The organism is Nocardioides sp. B129/18, from assembly GCF_055282735.1.
On sequence record NZ_JBUZJI010000001.1, the window covers coordinates 171,564 to 191,915 of the forward strand.

Genomic DNA, 20,352 nt, shown 5'->3' on the forward strand with positions numbered 1-20,352 from the left:
CGCACTCAGGCCGGAAGGCGACGCAGGAGGTCCTCCATGCGGCCGATCTCGGCGCCCTGACCGGCGACGATCTCGGTGGCGAGCTCGCTGATGCGGACGTCGGCACCCTTCTCCTCGACGACCTCGGCCATCTCGACCGCGCCCTCGTGCTGCTGGATCATGCCGCGGAGGAAGAGGCGGTCGAAGGCGGTGCCGCGCGAGCGCGCCAGCGTGCGCATCTGGGCGTCGGTGAGCATGCCGTGCATGGTGGCGTGACCGTGGTCGCCGTGGTCGTAGGCGTCGGCGTCGTCGGAGGCGCGGGGGACGTCGACGCCCTGCTCGCGCAGCCAGGCGCCCATCGTGAGGATCTCCGGACGCTGGGAGGCCGAGATGCGCTGCGCCAGCGCCTTGACTGCCGGCGAGGCCGCGCGGGTGCGGGCGAGGTCGGTCATCGTCAGGGCCTGCGCGTGGTGGGGGATCATCATCTGCGCGAACGCGATGTCGTCGTGCACGGCTGCCGCGGGCTCGACCGAGGCGTCGGCCCCCAGGGTGGTGGCCGCCTCACCGGGGCCTCCGGGCCGCACCACGGAGGCGGAGCCGTCCGCCCGGGCGGCGGGCTCGTCGGCCGCGTCCGCACCGCCGGAGCAGGCGGCGAGGGCCGGCAGGAGCAGGGCGGCCGCGGCGACGGCGAGACCGCGCCGGATCGAGGGCCGGATCGAGGGCTGGACGGGCTGCTGGGCGACGGGCGAGGGGGACATCGGCGCTCCGGGAACGGGGTTGTGGTCTAGACCACCATAGGGCAGGGTCGGGGGACCCGGTCCTGTCCAGATCCTTCTCGGGAGACCCCCATGACAGTCCCTGACCCCACCCCTCGACGCCGATCGCGGCGCGCGCGCCTCCTGGGCGCGACCCTGCTCCTCTCGCTGGCCCCGGCCTCGCTCGGCGTCGGCGTCCTGCAGGCGCAGGCGCACGACGGCGAGCACGGCACCGAGCACAGCACCGAGCACAGCACCGAGCACGCCGAGCAGGCCGCGGCGTCCACCGCCGTCACCCCCGCCTGCACCACCGCTCAGCAGCGGCGTCTGGCCACGGCCGACGACAACTTCCGCCTCGCCTGCCTGCCCGGCCAGGACCTCGCCCGCGTCGACGACGCCGGCGCCCCGGGCGAGGACGTCCTCCAGCCCGGCGAGGTCGCCCACAGCCGCAACATCGAGCTGATCGCGAACGTGCCCAAGTCCGGTGCGTTCGCCGGCGAGAGCTCCTTCTCCACCGACCTCGCCTTCCAGGGCAACTACGCCTTCCAGGGCAACTACGACGGCCTCTCGGTGTGGGACATCCGCAACCCCGCGAAGCCGCGCCTGGCCACCCAGGTCGTGTGCCCCGGCTCGCAGAACGACGTGTCGGTCTACGGCGACCTGCTCGTGCTCAGCGTCGACTCCAGCCGCAGCAACGACTCCTGCGACAACGTCGCCCAGTCGGCCACGATCAAGGAGTCGTGGGAGGGCATCCGGGTCTTCGACATCAGCCGGCCCACCGCGCCGCGCTACGTCGCCTCGGTCGAGACCCCGTGCGGCTCGCACACCCACACCCTCGCGCCCTCGCGCAGCAAGCGCGACGTGTTCGTCTACGTCTCCTCCTACGGCCCGAACGCCACGTTCCCCGACTGCCAGCCGCCCCACGACCGCATCAGCGTCGTCAGGATCCCGACCCGGGCGCCCGAACGGGCGACGCTGGTCGGCACCCCGGTCCTCTTCCCCGACGGCGGCAACCAGCCGGGCGGCTACTCCGCCACCACGAGCGGCTGCCACGACCTCACCGCGTACGCGAAGAAGGACCTCATGGCGGGCGCCTGCATGGGCGACGGCATCCTCCTCGACATCTCCGACCGCGAGCACCCGCGGGTGACCGAGCGGGTCCGCGACACCGAGAACTTCGCCTTCTGGCACTCCGCCACCTTCAACAACGCCGGCACGAAGGTCGTCTTCACCGACGAGCTCGGCGGCGGCGGCGGGCCCACCTGCAACCCCGAGACCGGCCCGGTCAAGGGCGCCGACGGCGTCTACGACATCCGGCGCGGACGCCTGGTGTTCGGCTCCTACTTCAAGATCCCGCGCACCCAGGCGGCCACCGAGAACTGCGTGGCCCACAACGGCTCGCTGATCCCGGTCAAGGGCCGCGACATCATGGTGCAGGCCTGGTATCAGGGCGGCATCTCGGTGTGGGACTTCACCGACTCCTCGCACCCGAAGGAGATCGCCTGGTTCGACCGCGGGCCGCTCGCCGCGGACCGGCTCGTCCTCGGCGGATCGTGGTCGGCGTACTGGTATGACGGTCACATCTACTCCAGCGACATCCAGCGCGGCCTGGACGTCCTGTCGGTGCGCGACCCGCGCATCGCGCCGGCGCTGCGCGTCCAGCAGCGTCAGCTCAACGTGCAGTCGCAGACGTCCTACTGATCCCGATCACCCGAACCCGACCCCCCGGGCCCCCGTCGCAGTCGCGGCGGGGGCCCGGGGGCTTCCCGAGGAGCAGCCCATGAGCCCGGCCCCCACGACGCCGTCCCACGCCGCCGGCGACACCTCGACCCCGCTGCTGGAGCACACGATCGGGGTCGACCTCGAGCGCACCGTCGCCGCGCACCGCGACGGCGAGGCGCTCGTCGAGGTGGCCAGCGGCCGGCGCTGGACGTGGGGCGAGCTCGACCGCGACGTCGACGCCGTCGCCCGCGGGCTCATCGCGCTCGGCCTCGCGCACGGCGATCGCCTCGGCGTGTGGGCGCCGAACTGCGCGGAGTGGACGCTGCTGCAGTACGCCACCGCGAAGATCGGCGTGGTGCTGGTGACGGTGAACCCCGCCTACCGCACCCACGAGCTCGCCTACGTCGTCCGGCAGTCGGGGCTGCGCGCGCTGGTGGCCACCTCGCGGTTCAAGACCAGCGACTACGCCGCGATGATCGACTCCGTGCGGCCCGACCTCCCGGGCCTCGAGCACGTCGTGCTGATCGACACCGACGACTGGGCCGCCCTCCTCGACGGCGGCCGGCCCCTGCCCGAGGACGCCGTCGCGCAGCGGATGGCGGCCACCTCGCCGGAGGACCCCATCAACATCCAGTACACCTCCGGCACCACGGGCAGCCCGAAGGGCGCCACGCTGAGCCACCGCAACATCCTCAACAACGGCTTCTTCGTCACCGAGACGATCCGGCTCACCGCCGCCGACCGGCTGTGCATCCCGGTGCCCTTCTACCACTGCTTCGGCATGGTCATGGGCAACCTCGGCTGCACCACCCACGGCGCCACCATGGTGATCCCAGCACCCGGCTTCGACCCCGCGCTGACGCTGCGGGCCATCGAGCAGGAGCGCTGCACGGCCGTCTACGGCGTGCCGACGATGTTCATCGCGATGCTCGCCGACCCCGGCTTCGCCGACGCCGACCTCGCCTCGCTGCGCACCGGCATCATGGCCGGCTCGCCGTGCCCGGTGGAGGTGATGCGCCGCTGCATCGAGGAGATGCACCTGGCGGAGGTCTCGATCGCCTACGGCATGACCGAGACCTCGCCGGTCTCCTGCCAGACCCGCGCCGACGACGACCTCGAACGGCGCACCGCGACCGTCGGCCGGGTGCACCCGCACGTCGAGGTGAAGGTCGTCGACCCCGTCACCGGCGCCACCCTGCCGCGCGGCGAGACCGGCGAGCTGTGCACCCGCGGCTACTCGGTGATGCTCGGCTACTGGGACGACGAGGAGCGCACCCGCGAGGCGATCGACGCCGACGGCTGGATGCACACCGGCGACCTCGCCGTCATGCGCGAGGACGGCTACTGCGTCATCAACGGCCGCATCAAGGACCTCGTCATCCGCGGCGGCGAGAACGTCTACCCGTGCGAGGTCGAGGAGTTCCTGCATGCGCACCCCGACGTCGAGGACGTCCAGGTCGTCGGCGTGCCCGACGAGCGCTACGGCGAGGAGCTGTGCGCCTGGGTGCGGCTGCGTCCGGGAGCCGAGCGGCTCGACGCGGCGAGCGTGCGGGCCTTCTGCGAGGGCCGCCTGGCGCACTACAAGATCCCCCGCTACGTGCTGGTCGTCGAGGAGTTCCCGATGACCGTCACCGGCAAGGTCCGCAAGGTCGAGATGCGCGAGCGCAGCGCCGAGGCCCTGGGCATCGGTGGTCCCACCGGGTAGGAAGGGCGGATGGGAAACTCGGACCCGCACACCTCAGCCACCCCGTCCACGGCCGGCACCACCGGCTCCACCACCCGTCGCGGCCTCATCGCGGGCGCCGGCGGCGTCGTCGCCGGAGCCGGCCTCGCGCCGGGCCGCGCCGACGCCCGTCCCGGCTCCGGCTCCTCGAGCTCCGGCGGCTCCTGGCCGGAGGGGCCGGGCCGCCGCAACCGCCCGCAGGAGCCGAGCGCCGAGCTGCGCGCGATCCTGCGCGAGGTCGACCCGCGTCGCATCCGCCGCACCATCGAGACGCTCGTCGCCTTCGGCACCCGCCACACCCTCTCCAGCCAGGACGACCCGCGCCGCGGCATCGGCGCCGCCCGCGACTGGATCGAGGCGGAGATGCGGCGCTACGCCGCGGCGTCGGGCGGCCGGATGGTCGTCGACGTGCCCTCCTACGTGCAGCAGCCGGCCAGCCGGATCCCGACGCCGACCCGCATCAGCAACGTCCGCGCCACGCTGCGCGGCAGCACCGACCCCGACCGCGTCTACGTCGTCTCGGGCCACTACGACTCCCGCTGCACCGACGTCATGGACTTCACCTCCGATGCCCCCGGCGCCGACGACGACGCCTCGGGCGTGGCGGTGAGCCTGGAGCTCGCGCGGATCATGGCCACCCGGCGTCCCGACGCCACGATCGTCTTCCTCGCCGTCGCCGGCGAGGAGCAGGGCCTCTACGGCTCGGGCTACACCGCCGAGCAGTACCGCGCCGCCGGCACCGACGTGCAGGGCATGTTCACCAACGACATCATCGGCGCCAGCCTGGCCGACGACGGCACCACCGACGGCCGCACCGTGCGGCTCTTCGCCGAGGGCCTGCAGCGTCCGCCCACGGCTGACGACCTCGCCCGGCTGGCCGTCGACGGCGAGAACGACTCCCCCGCGCGCGAGCTCGCCCGCTTCGTCGGCGAGGTCGCGGGCCGTGAGGTCAGCGGCATGGACGTGCAGGTGATCTACCGCCTCGACCGCTACCTGCGCGGCGGCGACCACCTCTCCTTCCTCAAGGCCGGCTACCCCGCGGCCCGGTTCACCGAGCCGAACGAGGACTTCGCCCACCAGCACCAGGACGTCCGCGTCGAGGGCGGGAAGCAGTACGGCGACCTCACCGAGTTCTGCGACATGGACTACATCGCCCGGGTCGCCCGCGTGAACGGCGCGGCCCTCTGGTCGCTGGCCACCGCGCCGGGCACCCCGCGCGACGTCGTCGTCGACACCACGGCGCTCACCAACGACACCACGCTGCGCTGGACGCGCGACCCCGCCGCCGCCGGCTACGAGGTCGTCTGGCGCCCGACCACCGAGCCGACGTGGACCCACGTGATCCCCGTCGGCGCGGTCTCGACCGCCACGATCGACCTGTCGAAGGACAACGTCGTCTTCGGCCTGCGCGCCGTGGGCCGGGGCGGACGCCGCTCGCCGGCGGCGTTCCCGCTGCCCGCGCGCTGAGGCTCAGCCCGCGGCCGATCCCCTCACGGGGCGCTGGGCACCGGCTTCTTCGATCAGCGGAAGGCCTGGTGCCCCGTGAGGGTCTGGCCCACCACCAGGGTGTGCATCTCGACGGTGCCCTCGTAGGTCAGCACCGACTCCAGGTTGTTCATGTGGCGGATCACCGGGTACTCCAGCGAGATGCCGTTGGCGCCGAGGATGGTGCGCGCGGTGCGGCAGATCTCCAGCGCCTCGCGGACGTTGTTGAGCTTGCCGAGGCTGACCTGCGGCGGCGTCAGGGTGCCGGCGTCCTTGCGACGCCCCAGGTGCAGCGCCAGCAGGACGCCCTTGGCGTGCTCGAGGGCCATGTCGGCGAGCTTGGCCTGGGTGAGCTGGAAGGCGGAGATCGGACGGCCGAACTGCTCACGGGAGCCGGCGTAGTCCAGCGCGGCCCGCAGGCAGGTGCGCGCGGCGCCCATGGAGCCCCAGACGATGCCGAAGCGCGCCTCGTTCAGGCACGAGAGGGGCCCCTTGAGGCCGACGACGTCGGGCAGCACGGCGTCGGCGGGCAGCCGCACGCCCTCGAGCACGAGCTCGCTGGTGATGGAGGCGCGCAACGAGAGCTTGTGGTGGATCAGCGGGGCGCTGAAGCCGGGGGTGTCGGTGGGCACGACGAAGCCGCGCACGCCTTCCTCGGTCTGCGCCCACACCACCGCGACGTCGGCCACCGAGCCGTTGGTGATCCACATCTTGCGGCCGTCGAGCACCCAGTCGGCGCCGTCGCGTCGGGCTCGGGTGCGCATGCTCGCGGGGTCGGAGCCGGCGTCGGGCTCGGTGAGGCCGAAGCAGCCGATCGCCTCGCCGGCGGCCATCCGCGGCAGCCAGGTCTGCTTGTGCTCCTCGGAGCCGAAGCGGTGGATCGCGAACATCGCCAGCGAGCCCTGCACCGAGACCAGCGAGCGCAGGCCGGAGTCGGTGGCCTCGAGCTCCAGGCACGCCAGGCCGTACGCGGTGGCCGAGGTGCCCGCGCAGCCGTAGCCCTCCAGGTGCATGCCCAGCAGCCCCAGCGAGCCGAGCTCGCGAGCCAGGCCGCGGACGTCGTCGATGGTCCCGCGCTCGAACCAGTCGGCGACGTACGGCTCGACGTGCTCCTCGCACAGGGCGCGCACCGAGGCGCGGATCGCGCGCTCGTCGTCGCTGAGGAGGTCGTCGATGCCGGCGAGGTCGAGCGGGTCGTGCGTGGTCACGGCGGTTCCTCCAGAGGTCGGCGTCCTCCCATCGTGGCAGGCGGCCCCCGGCCGGGGCGGGTCAGGTCGCGAAGGCGTCGATGAGCGAGGCCAGGACGTCGCCGGTCGTCGGCCGCTGGAGCTCGTCGAGGGCCGCGGCCAGCCCCGGCAGCGAGTCCTCGTGGGCGCACAGGCCGACGGCCGCCAGCCCGGCGTCGGGCACCAGCACCATCGCGGCGCGCAGGCTCGGCAGCCTCCCGTTGAGGTAGAGCTGGCCCGAGGGGCCCAGGGCCCACCCGAGTCCGTAGCGGGCCGGATCGTCGCGGCGCGTGCGGTCGGCGGCGACGACCGCGAGCAGGTCGCGCTGCCCGAGCAGCCACTCGGCGAACGAGAGCAGGTCGGGCACCGTCGAGCAGAGCCCGCCGCTGGGGCGGCGCCCCCGCGGGTGGGCCAGCGCCGGCAGCGTCGCCTCGTCGGCGAGGAAGCCGGTGCTCGCCATGCCGGCCGGCTCCAGCACGAGGGTGCGGACGGCGTCCTCGAAGGCGAGTCCGAGCGCCTCGATCGCGGCGCCGGCGAGGAGGTAGTGGGCGTTCTCGTAGCGCCAGGGGGCGGGCACGTCCGGCGCGCCGCCCGCAGCGGCCACGGCGGCGGCCACCCGCACGAGCACGTCGGGGCCCTCGCCCAGCGCGGCGACGTCGGCCGCGGTGACGGTGCCGGCCGGCGCCGCGACCTGCGCGAGCACGTGCGCGAGGGTGAGGTCGGGGGCCAGGTGCCAGGGGTCCGTGCCCGGCAGGAGGTCACGCAGCCGCACCTCGAGGTCCGGTGCTCCGGCCGCCCGGGCCGCCCGCACCGCGGCGACGGCGGTGACGGGCTTGGTGAGGGAGGCGATCCGGAACCGGGAGTCCTCGCGGGCGCTGCTCGTCGCGATCTCGCGGCGCCCTTGCTCGCTGAGCCCGATCACCGCCGGCGCGCCGGGCGTCAAGACCATCACCGAGCCGATCACCGGGACGCGCACCTCTCCACCAGCTCCGCGGTCGCCGCCTCCCAGGCCGCGAACAGGTCCGCGCCGCCGTGGCCGTCGCCCTCGATGACGACCAGGCGTGCGGCCGGCCAGCGCTGCGCCAGCCGCCACGCGGTGACCAGGGGCGAGGAGACGTCGGCCCGGCCGTGGATCAGCACCGCCGGCAGGTGGGCGATGCGGTCGACCTGCTCGAGCAGCGGCGGCTCGCAGAAGGCGTCGTGGCGCCACAGATGCGCGGTCAGCCGGAAGAAGGCCAGCCGGAAGCGCGGGTCCTCCCAGCGCGGATCGCGGACGACCTCCCCGGCGGTGAGCGAGACGTGGGTGTCCTCCCACAGCGACCACTCCTGCGTCGCGGCCTCGCGGACGGCGGCGTCCGGGTGCTCCACCAGCCGGGCGTAGGCGTCGATCAGGCGACCCTCGCCGCGGCGGTAGCCGATGCCCGCGGCCTCGGCGTGGCCGGCGAACCGGTCCCAGGCCTCGGGGAAGACGGCTCCGACGCCCTCGGTGATCTGGTCGACCTCGGCCCGGCCGGTGGTCGTCACCGCCACCAGCGCCAGTCCGAGGACCCGCTCGGGGTGGGTGGCGGCGTAGGCGAGCGCCAGCGTGGTGCCCCACGAGACGCCGCTGACGATCCATCGCTCCACACCGCGGTCGCGGCGCAGGGCCTCGAGGTCCGCGACGAGGGCGGCAGTGTCGACCTCCTCGATCGGCACCGCAGGGTCGGAGAGGTGCGGGGTCGAGCGGCCGCAGCCTCGCTGCTCCAGCCCGATCAGGCGCACCCGGTCGAGGTCGAAGCGGCGCCGGTAGAGGCTGCGCCCGAGCGTGCCGCCCGGACCGCCGTGGAGGTGGACCACGGGCACGCCCTCGGGTCGGCCCCACTCCTCCCAGTAGATGCTCCAGCCAGTGGTCCCGGGGCCCCCGGGGACGTCCCCCGGGGAGTCGGGGCCGGCGCCGACGGCGAGCCGTCCGGCCAGGCGGGGCTCGTCGTCAGGCACCCCGCCATCCCACCACGTGCCGTCGCAGGGGTGACTCGGGACCCGGAGGATCCCCACCGCCCGCTTGAGGTGCGGGCTACCCGCCGGCGGGCAGGTCCTCGAGCAGGACGTCGGGGTGGTCGCGGGTGATGACCTTCGCGCGCCAGGCGTCGACGAAGAGCGCGAGGTGGGTGCCGTCGCTGCGCTGCAGCACCTCGACGCCGCGCAGCCCCGCGAGCGCCACGGCGCCGGCGGCGTCGGTGCGCCGCGCCACCTGGTAGTCCAGCGGGGAGAAGCGGATGGGGGAGTTGAACTCGTTGACCATGCGGTCCTCGACGACCTCGAACTGCATCGGGCCCACCGCGGCCAGCACCGGGTTCTGGTCGCCGCGCAGGTCCGAGCGCAGCACCTGGACGACGCCCTCCTGGTCGAGCTGCTCGATGCCGCGACGGAACTGCTTGTAGCGGCTGATGTCGCCCGCGCTGGCGGTGCGGAAGTGCTCGGGGGCGAAGGTCGGCACCGGCGGGTACTCGACGGGCTCGTCGACGTAGATGGTGTCGCCGACGCGCAGCGCGGTGGCGTTGACCAGGCCGATGATGTCGCCGGCCTCGGCGGTCTCGACCGACGTCGTCTCGCGTCCGAACACGGCCTGGGCGAACTTGGTGGCGAACGGCCGACCGGTGGCGGCGTGGGTGACCACCATGCCGCGCTCGAAGGTGCCCGAGACGACCCGCGCGTAGGCGAGCCGGTCGCGGTGGGAGGCGTTCATGCCCGACTGCACCTTGAACACGAACGCGCTGAAGGGGTCCTCGACGGCGCGCACGCCGCCGTCGACGCCGGGGGTCGGGCCGGGCGCGGGCGCGAGGTCGAGCAGCAGGTCGAGGAGCTGCGCGACGCCGAAGTTCTGCAGGGCCGAGGCGAACATCACCGGGGTCGTGGCGCCGGCCAGGAAGCGCTCTTGGTCGTGGTCGGCCTCGTCGAGGGTGAGCAGCTCGTGCTCCTCGACGGCCGCGGTCCACGTCAGCAGGTCGGGCTCCTCGACCTCCTCGGCGCTCATCCGGCGCTCGGGGGCGCGGGTGGCGCCGCCGGCGGTGCGCGTGTACTTCACGAACTCGCCGGTGCGTCGGTCCAGGACGCCGCGGAAGTCGCCGGCCTCGCCGACCGGCCAGGTCAGGGGCGTGGGCCGCAGGCCGATCTTCTCCTGGATGAGGTCCATCAGCTCGAGCGCCGAGAGGCCCGGACGGTCCCACTTGTTGATGACGGTGATCACCGGGATGCCGCGCAGCGCGCAGACCCGGAACAGCTTGAGGGTCTGCGGCTCCAGGCCCTTGCCGGCGTCGACGAGCATCACCGCCGAGTCGACCGCCGAGAGCACCCGGTAGGTGTCCTCGGAGAAGTCGCTGTGGCCGGGGGTGTCGACGAGGTTGACGACGTGGTCGCGGTAGACGAACTGGAGGGCGGCGGAGGTGATCGAGATGCCCCTGGCCTTCTCCATGGCCATCCAGTCCGAGACGGTCGCTCGCCGATCGCCCTTGCCGTGCACCGCGCCGGCCTCGTGGATGGCCCGGGCGTGCAGGGCCAGCGCCTCGGTCAAGGTCGACTTGCCCGCGTCGGGGTGGCTGATGACGGCGAAGGTGCGGCGGGGACGGGTGTCGGGCACCTGAGGAGCCTAGGCGCTGCCCTCGAGCGCACCGGCATCCCGGAATGTCCGGCCGGGCATCGACGCTCTGGTGGCGTGCCTCCCGTCGACGCCCTGCTCCCCTTCGTCCGCGAGCGCTTCAGCCCCGTCCGGTTCGACCCGCACGCGGAGGTCGGCGAGGCGCAGGTGACGCTGCTGCTCGAGGCCGCACGGCGCGCCCCGTCGGCCGGGAACTCCCAGCCGTGGGCCTTCGCGGTCGGCGTGCGCGGCGACGCCGTGCACCGGACGCTGGTGACGCGGCTGGCGCCGAGCTCGGCGCAGTGGGCTCCGGACGCCGGCCTGCTGGTGGCCTGCCTGGCGCGGCTCGAGGTCGACGGCGGCGGCCTGACCTACTCCGAGCTCTCCCACTACGACCTCGGTCAGGCCGTCGCCCACCTCACCGTGCAGGCCCACGCCCTGGGCCTCGGCGTCCACCAGATGCGGGCCTTCGACCGCGACGGCCTCGCCGCCGACCTCGGGGTCCCGCCGGAGTGGGAGGTGACGACGCTGGCCGCCGTCGGCGTGCCGGCCGAGCCGCTCGCGGCCCCCGCCGAGCCGGACCGGCGTCCGCTCGCCGACGTCCGCTGGCGCCCGCGGGAGGCGTGAGGGCGGTCTCGACCCGCTCGACCACCGGCCCGCGGATCTGCCAGCATCCGAGCGTGTCCACTCATCTCGGGTCCGCACGACCCTCCCTGCTGCCGTCGACCGTCGCCGAGCTCGTCGGCTCGTTCCTGCTGCTCGTGTCCGGCACCGGCACCACGATCCTGGCCAGCCAGGCGGCGGCGGACTTCCCCCTGGTGCTGCTCATGACCGCGCTCATGACGGGCGCGGCGCTCGCCGCGCTCGTGCTGGCGCTGCGGCCGGTCTCCGGCTCGTTCAACCCGCTCGTGAGCCTGGCGCAGCGGCTCGAGGGCCGAATCGGCACCACCGAGGCAGCGGCCCACGTGCTCGCGCAGCTGGTCGGCGCCGTCCTGGGCGTGATCGTCGCGAACGCCATGTTCCAGCTCGACCTCGTCGCTCGCTCGCAGTTCGACCGGTTCCAGCGCTACCTCGAGCTGTCCGAGGGCGTCGCCGCCTTCGCGGTGGTGCTCGTCGCCCTCGCCGCGCTGCGGACCGGCCGCACCGAGGTGGTCGCGGCGGCGGTCGGACTGATGACCGTGGTGGTGTCGGTGGCCACCAGCTCCGGCGGCTTCGCCAGCCCCGCCTCGACGCTGGCCCGCATCCTGACCTCGTCCTTCGGCGGGATCGCGCCGACCTCGGCGCTGGCCTTCATCGGGGCCCAGCTCGTCGGTGGCGTGCTCGCCGTGGCCGTGGTGCGGCTGCGGTTCGGGCGGCCGGCGGAGCCGCTCGGCGAGTGACGTCGGCCCGCGTCCCCCCTCGGAGGCGGAAGGCCCGGCTCGCGTGAGGCCATCGACCTCTGTCAATATCGACGCATGTCGAAGTCTCTGGCCGCCGAGGTCGCCGCCGGCGTGTGCTGCGCCCCGCTCACCCGGGAGCCGATGAGCACCGAGGACGCCGAGCGCATCGCCCCACTGCTCAAGGCGATCGCCGACCCCGTCCGCCTCCGGCTGCTCTCGCTCGTGGCCGCGGGCGAGGGCGGGGAGGCCTGCGTGTGCGACCTCAACGACGCCTTCGACCTCTCCCAGCCGACGATCAGCCACCACCTCAAGGTGCTCCACGAGGCCGGGCTCCTCGACCGCGAGAAGCGCGGCGTCTGGGTGCACTACCGGGTGCGCCCCGACGCCCTCGGCGCGCTCGCCGCCCTGCTCGGCGGGGTGGCTCCGTGACCGGGATGCTGATGCGTCGCGCCCTGGCCGAGCTGCTCGGCACCGCCCTGCTGGTGGCCATCGTGGTCGGCTCGGGCATCGCCGCCCAGCGGCTCACGTCCGACCCCGGCCTCCAGCTGCTGGAGAACAGCCTGGCCACCGGTGCCGGCCTGGTCGCGCTGATCCTGGCGCTGCAGCCGGTGTCGGCGTCGTTCAACCCGGTGGTGACGCTCGTCGAGCGAGCGCTGGGTCGCCTCGGAACCCGCGACGCGCTCGTGCTCGTCGTCGCCCAGATGGTCGGCGGCGCCGTGGGCTGCGTGCTCGCGAACCTCATGTTCGACCTCGACGCCGTCACCACCTCCAGCACCGTGCGCAGCGGCGGCCACCTGCTGCTCGCCGAGACCGTCGCCACCTTCGGCCTGGTGCTCGTCGTCTTCGGGGCGCTGCGCTCCGAGCGCGTCGAGACCGTCGCCTTCGCCGTCGGCGGCTACATCGCGGCCGCCTACTGGTTCACCAGCTCCACCAGCTTCGCCAACCCCGCCGTCACCGTCGCCCGCACCCTGAGCGACACCTTCGCCGGCATCGCGCCGTCGTCCGTGGCGCCGTTCGTTCTCATGCAGCTGCTCGGCGGAGCGCTCGGCGCGCTGGCCGTCCGCGTGCTGCACGTGCCCGTCCCGCCCGTCCCCGCCGAGGAGCCCTCGTGAGCCGTCCCACCGTCCTGTTCGTCTGCGTGCACAACGCCGGCCGCTCCCAGATGGCCGCCGGCTGGCTGCAGCACCTCGGCGGCGACCGCGTCGAGGTGCTCTCAGCCGGGTCCGCGCCGGCCGACACCATCAACCCCGTGGCGGTCGAGGCGATGGCCGAGGTCGGCATCGACATCGCCGGGAACCGACCGAAGGTGCTCACCGACGCCGCCGTCGAGGTCTCCGACGTCGTCATCACCATGGGCTGCGGTGACGCCTGCCCGTTCTTCCCCGGCACCCGCTACGAGGACTGGGCGCTCGAGGATCCCGCCGGCCAGGGCCTCGAGGCCGTCCGCCCGATCCGCGACGAGATCCGCGGCCGGGTCGAGGCGCTGCTCGCCGAGCTGGTCTGAGGTCGTGGCCGTGGCATGGTCGTCGACATGGCCGTCGACATCGCGCCCCTGACCCACGGGCACTGGCCGGGGGTCGAGGCCGTCTACGCCGACGGCATCGCCACCGGCCACGCCACCTTCGAGGCCGCGCCGCCGTCCTGGGAGGACTTCGACGCCGCCCGCCTGCCGGAGCATCGCCTCGTCGCCGTCGACGCCACCGCCGCACGTCAGACCGTCCTCGGCTGGGCCGCGGTCAGCGCGGTGTCGTCGCGCTGCGTGTACGCCGGCGTCGTCGAGCACTCGGTCTACGTCGCCGACGCGGCCCGCGGCCAGGGCGTCGGGCGGCTGCTGCTCGACGCGCTCATCGCCTCCACCGAGGCCGCCGGGATCTGGACGATCCAGTCCGGCGTCCTCCCCGAGAACACCGCCAGCCTGGCGCTGCACGCCCGCTGCGGCTTCCGCGTCGTCGGCGTCCGCGAGCGGGTCGGACGGATGGCCCACGGCCCGCTCGCCGGCACCTGGCGCGACGTCGTCCTGCTCGAGCGGCGCAGCACCTCCGTCGGGCTCTGACGCCTGTCGCCGCGGCAGGCGACACGGCGCCGAGCTCAGGAGCCCCAGCCCCACTCCATCTCGGCCACCGTGGCCGCGCGGGCGTCCGCGCCGAGCAGCTGCTCGACGACGTCCAGCGCGAGGTCGACGCCGGCCGAGACGCCCGCGGAGGTCCACAGCCGCTCCCCGGCCTGCACGAACCGGCGTCCCTCGACCACCGTCGTGGTGGGCGAGAGGCGACGCAGCTCGTCGAGGACGGTGTGGTGGCTGGTGGCCGTGGCGTCCTCCAGGAGGCCCGCGGCGGCGAGCACCAGCGAGCCGCTGCACACCGACATCAGCAGCCGCGCCGACGCCGCGGCCTCACGCGTCCAGGCCAGGACGTCGTCGCGCTCGAGGAGGCGGCGGGCGCCCAGCCCGCCGGGCACCACGACGACATCGCACGTGGGCGCGTCGGCGAGGGCGTGATGCGGGAGCACCGTGAAGCCGCCCCGAGCGCGCACCGGGCCGGCGTCCACCCCGATCGCGCGGACCTCCACCGGGCCTGCCCCGCCGAGCTCGCCGGCGACGTTGAAGACCTCGTAGGGCCCGGCGAAGTCGAGGACCTCCATGTCGTCGAAGGCCAGGATCCCGACGGTGAGCGGGGCGGTGTGCGGCTCGGTCAGCGGGGCGGTGTCGGCGGGCACGGGCTGCTCCTCGGGGACGACGGGCGGGCGGTGCCGATCCCATCAGGCCTCGCCGGGCGTCGACAGGCCGGGCGCGGTCGAGCGGCGTCGGGATCCTGCCGAGCACCCCGCTCGGAGAAGCTCCCCGGATGGCCGGGGAACTCCTCACCGCGGGGCGTGTCTCGCAGACTCGGCGGCGGAAGATCCTGCGGGACACGTCAGACGGTGGCAGTTTCCCCGGCTGACCGGGGAAACCTGCATGCCCCCGGGGGGACTATCCCCCGTTCGGCCCCGCCCAGGGTCACGGAGGCCCCCTCCAGGACATCGCCAGCGCTGGGTGGCCCCGATCGGGTGAGCAGCCCGGTCCGCACTCCGGGCGGCCAGGGGATCTGAACCGGAGTTTGCTAGTAAGGACGGATGCCTTTCTCGGAGCACGACCCCGGCACGTCCGCCTTCTCCCACCTCAGCCACCTGGAGTGCTCGCGGGAGGGCACCCGGCACGACGCCGACGTCGTCCAGGGCACCTCGCCGGTGGGGGCGCCGCTGCTGGCCCGCTACGACCTCGAGCGGGTGGCGGCGACCGTCACCCCGGCGCAGATCGCGGGACGGGCGCCCGACCTGTGGCGCTACCACGAGGTGCTGCCGGTGCGGGACCCCGCGCACGTCGTCACCCTCGGCGAGGGCATGACGCCGCTGCTCCCGACGCCGCGGGCCGGGGCCCGGCTCGGCGTCCCGCACCTGCTGATGAAGGACGAGGGCCTGGTGCCCACCGGCGCCTTCAAGGCCCGCGGCGCGGCGGTCGGCGTCTCCCGGGCCAAGGAGCTCGGGGTGCGTGGCGTCGCGATGCCCACCAACGGCAACGCCGGGGCCGCCTGGGCCGCCTACGCCGCCCGGGCCGGCCTCGGCGCGCTGGTGGCGATGCCGGTGGACGCCCCGGAGATCACCCGACGCGAGTGCGTCGTCGCCGGCGCCGAGCTGTTCCTCGTCGACGGCCTCATCGGCGACGCCGGCCGCCTGGTCCACGCGGCGGTCGCCGACCGGCCGGGCTACCAGGAGACCTCCACGCTCAAGGAGCCCTACCGCATCGAGGGCAAGAAGACGATGGGCTACGAGATCGCCGAGCAGCTGGGCTGGCGCTTCCCCGACGTGCTGCTCTACCCCACCGGCGGCGGCGTCGGGATCATCGCGATCCACAAGGCGATGCGCGAGCTGCAGGAGCTCGGCTGGGTCACCGGCGACCTCCCGCGGCTGGTGGCGGTGCAGTCCTCGGGCTGCGCGCCCATCGTCGACGCCTTCGAGCGCGGTGCTCGCGAGAGCGTCGCGCCGGCCGACCCGCGCACGGTCGCGTTCGGCATCACCGTCCCGAAGGCGCTAGGCGACTTCCTGGTGCTCGACGCCGTCTACGAGACCGGCGGCACGGCCGTCGCGGTCGACGACGCCGATCTGCTGGCCGCCGAGCACACGCTGGCGCGCGAGGAGGGCGCGTGGATCTGCCCCGAGGGCGCGGCGTGCTTCGCCGCGGTCGGCCAGCTGCGGGAGTCGGGCTGGCTGCGGGGCGATGAGGAGGTCGTCGTCCTCAACACCGGCAGCGGGCTGATCTACCCCGACACCGTCACCGTCGACGTCCCGACGCTGGCCAAGGACGGCGTCATCCCGCCGCCGGCCGGTGGCGCCGGGAGCGCACGATGAGCTCCGCGACGACGCCCCGCGCGCCGGGGCGGATCTTCGGCGCGATCGAGCGGGTGGGTCGGCTCGTCCCGCACCCCTTCTACCTGTTCTGGTACCTCCTGCTGGCCACCGGCGTCCTCTCGGCGGTGCTCGCCGCGAACGACGCCACCGCCCAGCTGCCCGGGGCGGAGAAGCCCACCGAGGTGCGCAACATCCTGTCCGTCACCGGGCTGCAGCACCTGGTGACCAGCCTCGTCCCGAACTTCATCGGCTTCCCGCCGCTCGGCGTCGTGCTCGTGGTGCTGCTCGGCGTCGGCGTGGCCGAGCGCACCGGGCTGCTGCGCACCGCCGTCGCGGCGTCGCTCTCGCGGGTTCCACGGCGCTGGATGCCGCTGGCGGTCTGCTTCGTCGCCGGCCAGGGCCACGTGATGGGCGACGCCGGCTTCATCGTCCTGCCCCCGCTGGCGGCGCTGGCCTTCCGCGCCGTCGGACGCCACCCGGTGGCGGGCATGCTCGGCGCCTTCGCCGGGCTCTCGGCCGGCTACGGCTCGGGCCTGCTGATCGGCGCGCTCGACGCGAACCTCTCCGCGCTCACCACCGCGGCCGTCCCCACCGGCACCGACGCCAGCACGTCGGTGCTGATGAACTACTGGTTCCAGGCCGCCGCCGGGCTCGTGCTGCCGATCGTCGTCGCCGCCGTGCTGGTGCGGTGGGTCGAGCCGGGCCTAGCGCCCTACGACCCCTCCGCTGGCGACGACGCCGAGGCCGGGTCCGAGCAGGACGACGACCTCGCCACCGTCACCCGGCGGCAGCGGCGCGCGCTGCGCATCGGCGGGCTGGCGCTGCTGGTCTACCTCGCCGCGGTGGTGGCGGCCTGGCTGGTGCCCGGCGGCCCGCTGCAGGGCGCCGACGGTGCGCTCATCGAGTCGCCGTTCTTCGACGGCATCGTCCCGCTGGTGACGCTGGCGTTCCTGGTGGCCGGCATCGCCGCGGGCACGCTGACGAGGGCCGACGACGTGCCGCGGCTGATGGCCGACTCGGTGATGGACATGCGGTTCTTCATCGTCGTGGCGTTCTCGGCCGGGCAGTTCATCGCGATGTTCGCCTGGAGCGGCGTGGGCGACTGGATCGCCGTCGAGGGCTCCTCGGTGCTGCGCGACGCCAACGTCAGCGGCCTCCCGGCCCTGCTGCTCGCGCTGCTGGTGACCTCGCTGCTGGCGCTGGTGATCTTCTCCGGCTCCTCGCTGTGGGCGGTGCTCTCGCCGGTGTTCGTGCCGATCTTCGTGGGCCTGGGCATCCACCCGGCCACCATCCAGGCGACGTACCGGATCGGCGACTCCATCGCGAACCCGATCTCCCCGCTCAACCCCTACCTCTACGTGCTGCAGGACAACGCGCAGCGCTACGACCCCGACTTCGACCTCGGCAAGGTCATCGCGCGGATGGCGCTCTTCGTGCTGCCGGTGGGGCTGTTCTGGGTGATCATCCTGATCGTGTTCTACCTGCTCGGCATCCCGACCGGGCCCGGCGCCCCGGTGCACCTGTGAGCGGCTCCACCACGCCGGACGGCCTCTCGACGGCCGTCGCCTGGCGACGTGACCTGCACGCCCACCCCGAGGTCGGCTTCACCGAGCTGCGCACCGCCAGCCGCATCGCCGGCCACCTCACCGACCTCGGCTGGCAGGTGATCGTCGGGCCGGACGCCATGCCGCCCGAGCACCGTCTCGGCGTGCCGAGCGAGGCCGAGCTCGACGACGCCCATCGCCGCGCCGAGGCTGACGGCGGCGACCCGCGCTTCCTGCCCGCCATGCGCGGCGGGCACACCGCCGTCGTCGCCACCCTCGGCTCGGGGACGCCGCACCTGGCCCTGCGCGCCGACATCGACGCCCTGCCCATCGCCGAGACCGACGACCCCGCGCACCCGCCCGTCGCGGCCGGGTTCGCGTCCCGGCGCCCCGGCGTCATGCACGCCTGCGGGCACGACGGCCACGTCGGCATCGCGATCGAGCTGGCCGAGCGGCTCACCGCCGACCCGCCGCCCGGACGCGTCACGCTGGTCTTCCAGCCGGCCGAGGAGGGCGGACGCGGCGGTGCCGCCGTCGCGGCGTCCGGACTCCTCGACGACGTCGACCTGCTCGTCGCCCTGCACCTGGGGCTCGACCTGCCCACCGGCGTCCTGCAGCCCTCGAACGACGCGCTGCTGGCCAACTCCAAGATCCGCGCGACCTTCCGCGGCCGCGCCGCCCACGCCTCGCTCGACCCCCAGGACGGCCGCAACGCCCTCCTCGGCGCGGCGTCCGCGACCCTCGCCCTGCAGGGCATGACGCGGGTGGCCGGGCACGCCACCCGGGTGTCGGTGGGCCGCATCAGCGGCGGCACGTCGAGCAACATCGTCCCCGACACCGCCGAGATGCTGCTCGAGGTGCGCGCCGACGACGGCGACGTCAACGCCGACCTCGAGGCGCGCGCCCGCGCCATGCTCGCCGGCGCCGCGCAGATGCACGGTCTGGAGGTCGACGTCGAGCTCATCGGTGCCGTCACCACCGCCACCGCCGACCCCGCCGCCGTGGCCTCTGTCGTCGACGCCGCCCGCGCCGTCGGACTCCAGGTGGCCGAGGAGTCGGCCGGCTCCTCGGTGGCCAGCGACGATGCCACCGCCCTCATGCGCCGGGTGCAGGCCCACGGCGGCCTGGCCACCTACGTCGGCCTCGGCTCCACGCTCCCCTCGGGCCACCACACCCGCGCCTTCGACCTCGACGAGGCGGCCCTGCCACTCGGCGTCGACCTGCTCGAGCGACTGGTGCGGGCCCGACCTCAGTAGTCCATCTGCATCACGGCGCGCACCTCGGCAAGCGTGTCCGACGCGACCGCCTCGGCCCGACGGTTGCCCTCCCGCAGCACCTGCCGCAGGGCGGCCGGGTCGGCGGCGTAGGTGCGTCGCCGCTCGCGGTGGTCGCGCAGCCCTTCGTTGACCGCCTCGATGACGAGGGTCTTCAACGCCCTGCCGCCGCCGGACCCGACCTGCTCGGCCAGCCGGTCGGGCGGCGTCGAGGAGAGGCCCGCGGCGATCGTCAGCAGGTTGGCGACCTCCGGGCGGCGCTCCGGCTCGTAGGTGATCTCGCGCTCGGAGTCGGTGCGCGCCCGGCCGATCACCTCGGCGGTCTCGTCCTCGGAGGCGGCGAGCCGGATCACGTTGCCCCGGCTCTTGGACATCTTCTGACCGTCGGTGCCGAGGATCAGCTGCTGGTCGTTGATCAGCGCCACCGGCTCGGGGAACACCTCGACGCCGTCGGCGAAGCGGGTGTTGAACCGTCGGGCGATCGTCCGGGTCTGCTCGACGTGCGGCAGCTGGTCCTTGCCGACCGGCACGACGTCGGCCTTGCAGAACAGGATGTCGGCGGCCTGGTGGACCGGGTAGGTCAGCAGCAGGCCCGACAGCGGTCGCTGGCTGGCGGCGAGCTCGTCCTTGACCGTCGGGTTCCGCTCGAGCTCGGCGCGGCTGACCAGGCTGAGGAACGGCAGCATCAGCTGGTTGAGCTGGGGCACGGCGGAGTGGACGAAGATCGTCGAGCGATCCGGATCCAGGCCGGCTGCGAGGTAGTCGGCCATCAGCGACAGCGTGTGCTCCTTGATCCGGCCGACGGAGTCCCGGTCGGTGATGACCTGGTAGTCGGCGATGAGCACGAGCGAGTCGACGCCCTGCTCCTGCAGCGCCACCCGCGTCCGCAGGCTGGCGAGGTAGTGGCCGATGTGGAGGTCACCGGTCGGTCGGTCGCCGGTGAGCATGCGGTGCCGGGCCGGCTGCTCGGCGATCGACCCCGCGAGCTCCCGGCTGCGAGCGGTCGCGGCGTCGAGCGACGAGCTGGTGGTCGAGATGGTGCTGGTCATGGTCCTGCTCCCTGGTGGGGCCCACGGGGAGCAGCGCCGGTGCTGAGCACCATGCAGATCGAGCCGCCCGCGGGCGGCTCGGATGAAGGATGACGAAGATCGGCGGCCGCCTAGCTGGTCGGCCACCACCACGAGGAGCGCGGATTCGTCATGGCGTCAGCGTAGACGGCTCCTCGGCGTGCTGCCAGGCACCGTCGAGGCACGGGGCGCGTCAGTCCGA

At 74.0% G+C, this 20,352-nt stretch carries 19 protein-coding genes; 12 read left to right on the forward strand and 7 right to left on the reverse strand.

Annotation, left to right across the window (positions count from 1 at the left end; genetic code table 11):
• Positions 1-5: 5 nt before the first annotated feature.
• Entirely contained in the window at positions 6-737 is a 732-nt protein-coding gene (locus ACZDWJ_RS00940) for a DUF305 domain-containing protein (RefSeq protein ID WP_463519034.1), read from the reverse strand.
• Between the two features lie 90 nt (positions 738-827).
• On the opposite strand from ACZDWJ_RS00940, the gene ACZDWJ_RS00945 reads away from it, so the two are divergent.
• From ACZDWJ_RS00945 to ACZDWJ_RS00955, 3 genes are all read left to right on the forward strand, one after another.
• Positions 828-2,435 (forward strand): LVIVD repeat-containing protein, encoded by a 1,608-nt coding sequence (locus ACZDWJ_RS00945; protein ID WP_463519035.1) that lies wholly within the window; start codon positions 828-830, stop codon positions 2,433-2,435.
• Between the two features lie 79 nt (positions 2,436-2,514).
• Positions 2,515-4,161: an AMP-binding protein gene (locus tag ACZDWJ_RS00950; protein ID WP_463519036.1), complete on the forward strand. Its 1,647-nt coding sequence runs from the start codon at positions 2,515-2,517 to the stop codon at positions 4,159-4,161.
• A 9-nt stretch (positions 4,162-4,170) separates the two neighbouring features.
• Positions 4,171-5,646 carry a M28 family metallopeptidase gene (locus tag ACZDWJ_RS00955; protein WP_463519037.1) on the forward strand — a complete coding sequence of 492 codons (1,476 nt, stop codon included), beginning with the start codon at positions 4,171-4,173 and terminating at the stop codon, positions 5,644-5,646.
• A 53-nt stretch (positions 5,647-5,699) separates the two neighbouring features.
• Here ACZDWJ_RS00955 and ACZDWJ_RS00960 read toward each other — a convergent pair whose 3' ends face one another.
• The 4 genes from ACZDWJ_RS00960 to ACZDWJ_RS00975 all read right to left on the reverse strand — a co-directional run bounded on the left by ACZDWJ_RS00960 (position 5,700) and on the right by ACZDWJ_RS00975 (position 10,506).
• Positions 5,700-6,872, reverse strand: coding sequence for an acyl-CoA dehydrogenase family protein (locus tag ACZDWJ_RS00960; RefSeq protein ID WP_463519038.1), 1,173 nt, complete (start codon positions 6,870-6,872; stop codon positions 5,700-5,702).
• A gap of 61 nt (positions 6,873-6,933) precedes the next feature.
• On the reverse strand, positions 6,934-7,866 hold the full coding sequence (locus ACZDWJ_RS00965; RefSeq protein WP_463519039.1) for a serine hydrolase domain-containing protein: 933 nt from the start codon (positions 7,864-7,866) through the stop codon (positions 6,934-6,936).
• Positions 7,851-8,867, reverse strand: a complete 1,017-nt coding sequence (locus tag ACZDWJ_RS00970) for an alpha/beta fold hydrolase (protein WP_463519040.1) — start codon at positions 8,865-8,867, stop codon at positions 7,851-7,853. Before ACZDWJ_RS00970 ends, ACZDWJ_RS00965 begins: the two co-directional genes overlap by 16 nt.
• A 76-nt stretch (positions 8,868-8,943) precedes the next feature.
• Complete coding sequence (locus ACZDWJ_RS00975) at positions 8,944-10,506, reverse strand: peptide chain release factor 3 (RefSeq protein WP_463519041.1); 1,563 nt, start codon at positions 10,504-10,506, stop codon at positions 8,944-8,946.
• A gap of 75 nt (positions 10,507-10,581) precedes the next feature.
• Here ACZDWJ_RS00975 and ACZDWJ_RS00980 point away from each other — a divergent pair, with 75 nt between their 5' ends.
• The 6 genes from ACZDWJ_RS00980 to ACZDWJ_RS01005 all read left to right on the forward strand — a co-directional run bounded on the left by ACZDWJ_RS00980 (position 10,582) and on the right by ACZDWJ_RS01005 (position 13,935).
• Complete coding sequence (locus ACZDWJ_RS00980) at positions 10,582-11,130, forward strand: nitroreductase family protein (RefSeq protein ID WP_463519042.1); 549 nt, start codon at positions 10,582-10,584, stop codon at positions 11,128-11,130.
• A 53-nt stretch (positions 11,131-11,183) separates the two neighbouring features.
• Complete coding sequence (locus tag ACZDWJ_RS00985) at positions 11,184-11,882, forward strand: aquaporin (RefSeq protein ID WP_463519043.1); 699 nt, start codon at positions 11,184-11,186, stop codon at positions 11,880-11,882.
• Positions 11,883-11,957: 75 nt separating this feature from the next.
• Positions 11,958-12,311: a metalloregulator ArsR/SmtB family transcription factor gene (locus ACZDWJ_RS00990; protein WP_463519044.1), complete on the forward strand. Its 354-nt coding sequence runs from the start codon at positions 11,958-11,960 to the stop codon at positions 12,309-12,311.
• Positions 12,312-12,316: 5 nt separating this feature from the next.
• Positions 12,317-12,994 carry an aquaporin gene (locus tag ACZDWJ_RS00995; RefSeq protein WP_463519166.1) on the forward strand — a complete coding sequence of 226 codons (678 nt, stop codon included), beginning with the start codon at positions 12,317-12,319 and terminating at the stop codon, positions 12,992-12,994.
• Positions 12,991-13,386: an arsenate reductase ArsC gene (locus ACZDWJ_RS01000; RefSeq protein ID WP_463519045.1), complete on the forward strand. Its 396-nt coding sequence runs from the start codon at positions 12,991-12,993 to the stop codon at positions 13,384-13,386. Before ACZDWJ_RS00995 ends, ACZDWJ_RS01000 begins: the two co-directional genes overlap by 4 nt.
• A 27-nt stretch (positions 13,387-13,413) precedes the next feature.
• A complete protein-coding gene (locus ACZDWJ_RS01005) occupies positions 13,414-13,935 on the forward strand; it encodes a GNAT family N-acetyltransferase (RefSeq protein ID WP_463519046.1) in 522 nt (173 codons plus the stop codon).
• A 35-nt stretch (positions 13,936-13,970) separates the two neighbouring features.
• Here ACZDWJ_RS01005 and ACZDWJ_RS01010 read toward each other — a convergent pair whose 3' ends face one another.
• Positions 13,971-14,597 carry a DJ-1/PfpI family protein gene (locus tag ACZDWJ_RS01010; RefSeq protein ID WP_463519047.1) on the reverse strand — a complete coding sequence of 209 codons (627 nt, stop codon included), beginning with the start codon at positions 14,595-14,597 and terminating at the stop codon, positions 13,971-13,973.
• Between the two features lie 396 nt (positions 14,598-14,993).
• Here ACZDWJ_RS01010 and ACZDWJ_RS01015 point away from each other — a divergent pair, with 396 nt between their 5' ends.
• Genes ACZDWJ_RS01015 through ACZDWJ_RS01025 form a run of 3 tightly spaced genes read left to right on the forward strand, consistent with a single transcriptional unit; the run spans position 14,994 to position 19,065 of the window.
• On the forward strand, positions 14,994-16,265 hold the full coding sequence (locus tag ACZDWJ_RS01015) for a threonine synthase (protein ID WP_463519048.1): 1,272 nt from the start codon (positions 14,994-14,996) through the stop codon (positions 16,263-16,265).
• Positions 16,262-17,791: an AbgT family transporter gene (locus tag ACZDWJ_RS01020; RefSeq protein ID WP_463519049.1), complete on the forward strand. Its 1,530-nt coding sequence runs from the start codon at positions 16,262-16,264 to the stop codon at positions 17,789-17,791. The genes ACZDWJ_RS01015 and ACZDWJ_RS01020 overlap by 4 nt, the downstream gene beginning before the upstream one ends.
• Positions 17,788-19,065 (forward strand): amidohydrolase, encoded by a 1,278-nt coding sequence (locus ACZDWJ_RS01025; RefSeq protein ID WP_463519050.1) that lies wholly within the window; start codon positions 17,788-17,790, stop codon positions 19,063-19,065. The genes ACZDWJ_RS01020 and ACZDWJ_RS01025 overlap by 4 nt, the downstream gene beginning before the upstream one ends.
• Here the strand turns inward: ACZDWJ_RS01025 and trpS are convergent.
• Positions 19,059-20,132, reverse strand: coding sequence for a tryptophan--tRNA ligase (trpS, locus tag ACZDWJ_RS01030; RefSeq protein WP_463519051.1), 1,074 nt, complete (start codon positions 20,130-20,132; stop codon positions 19,059-19,061). The two genes, ACZDWJ_RS01025 and trpS, sit on opposite strands and share 7 nt — an antisense overlap.
• Between the last annotated feature and the right edge of the window lie 220 nt (positions 20,133-20,352).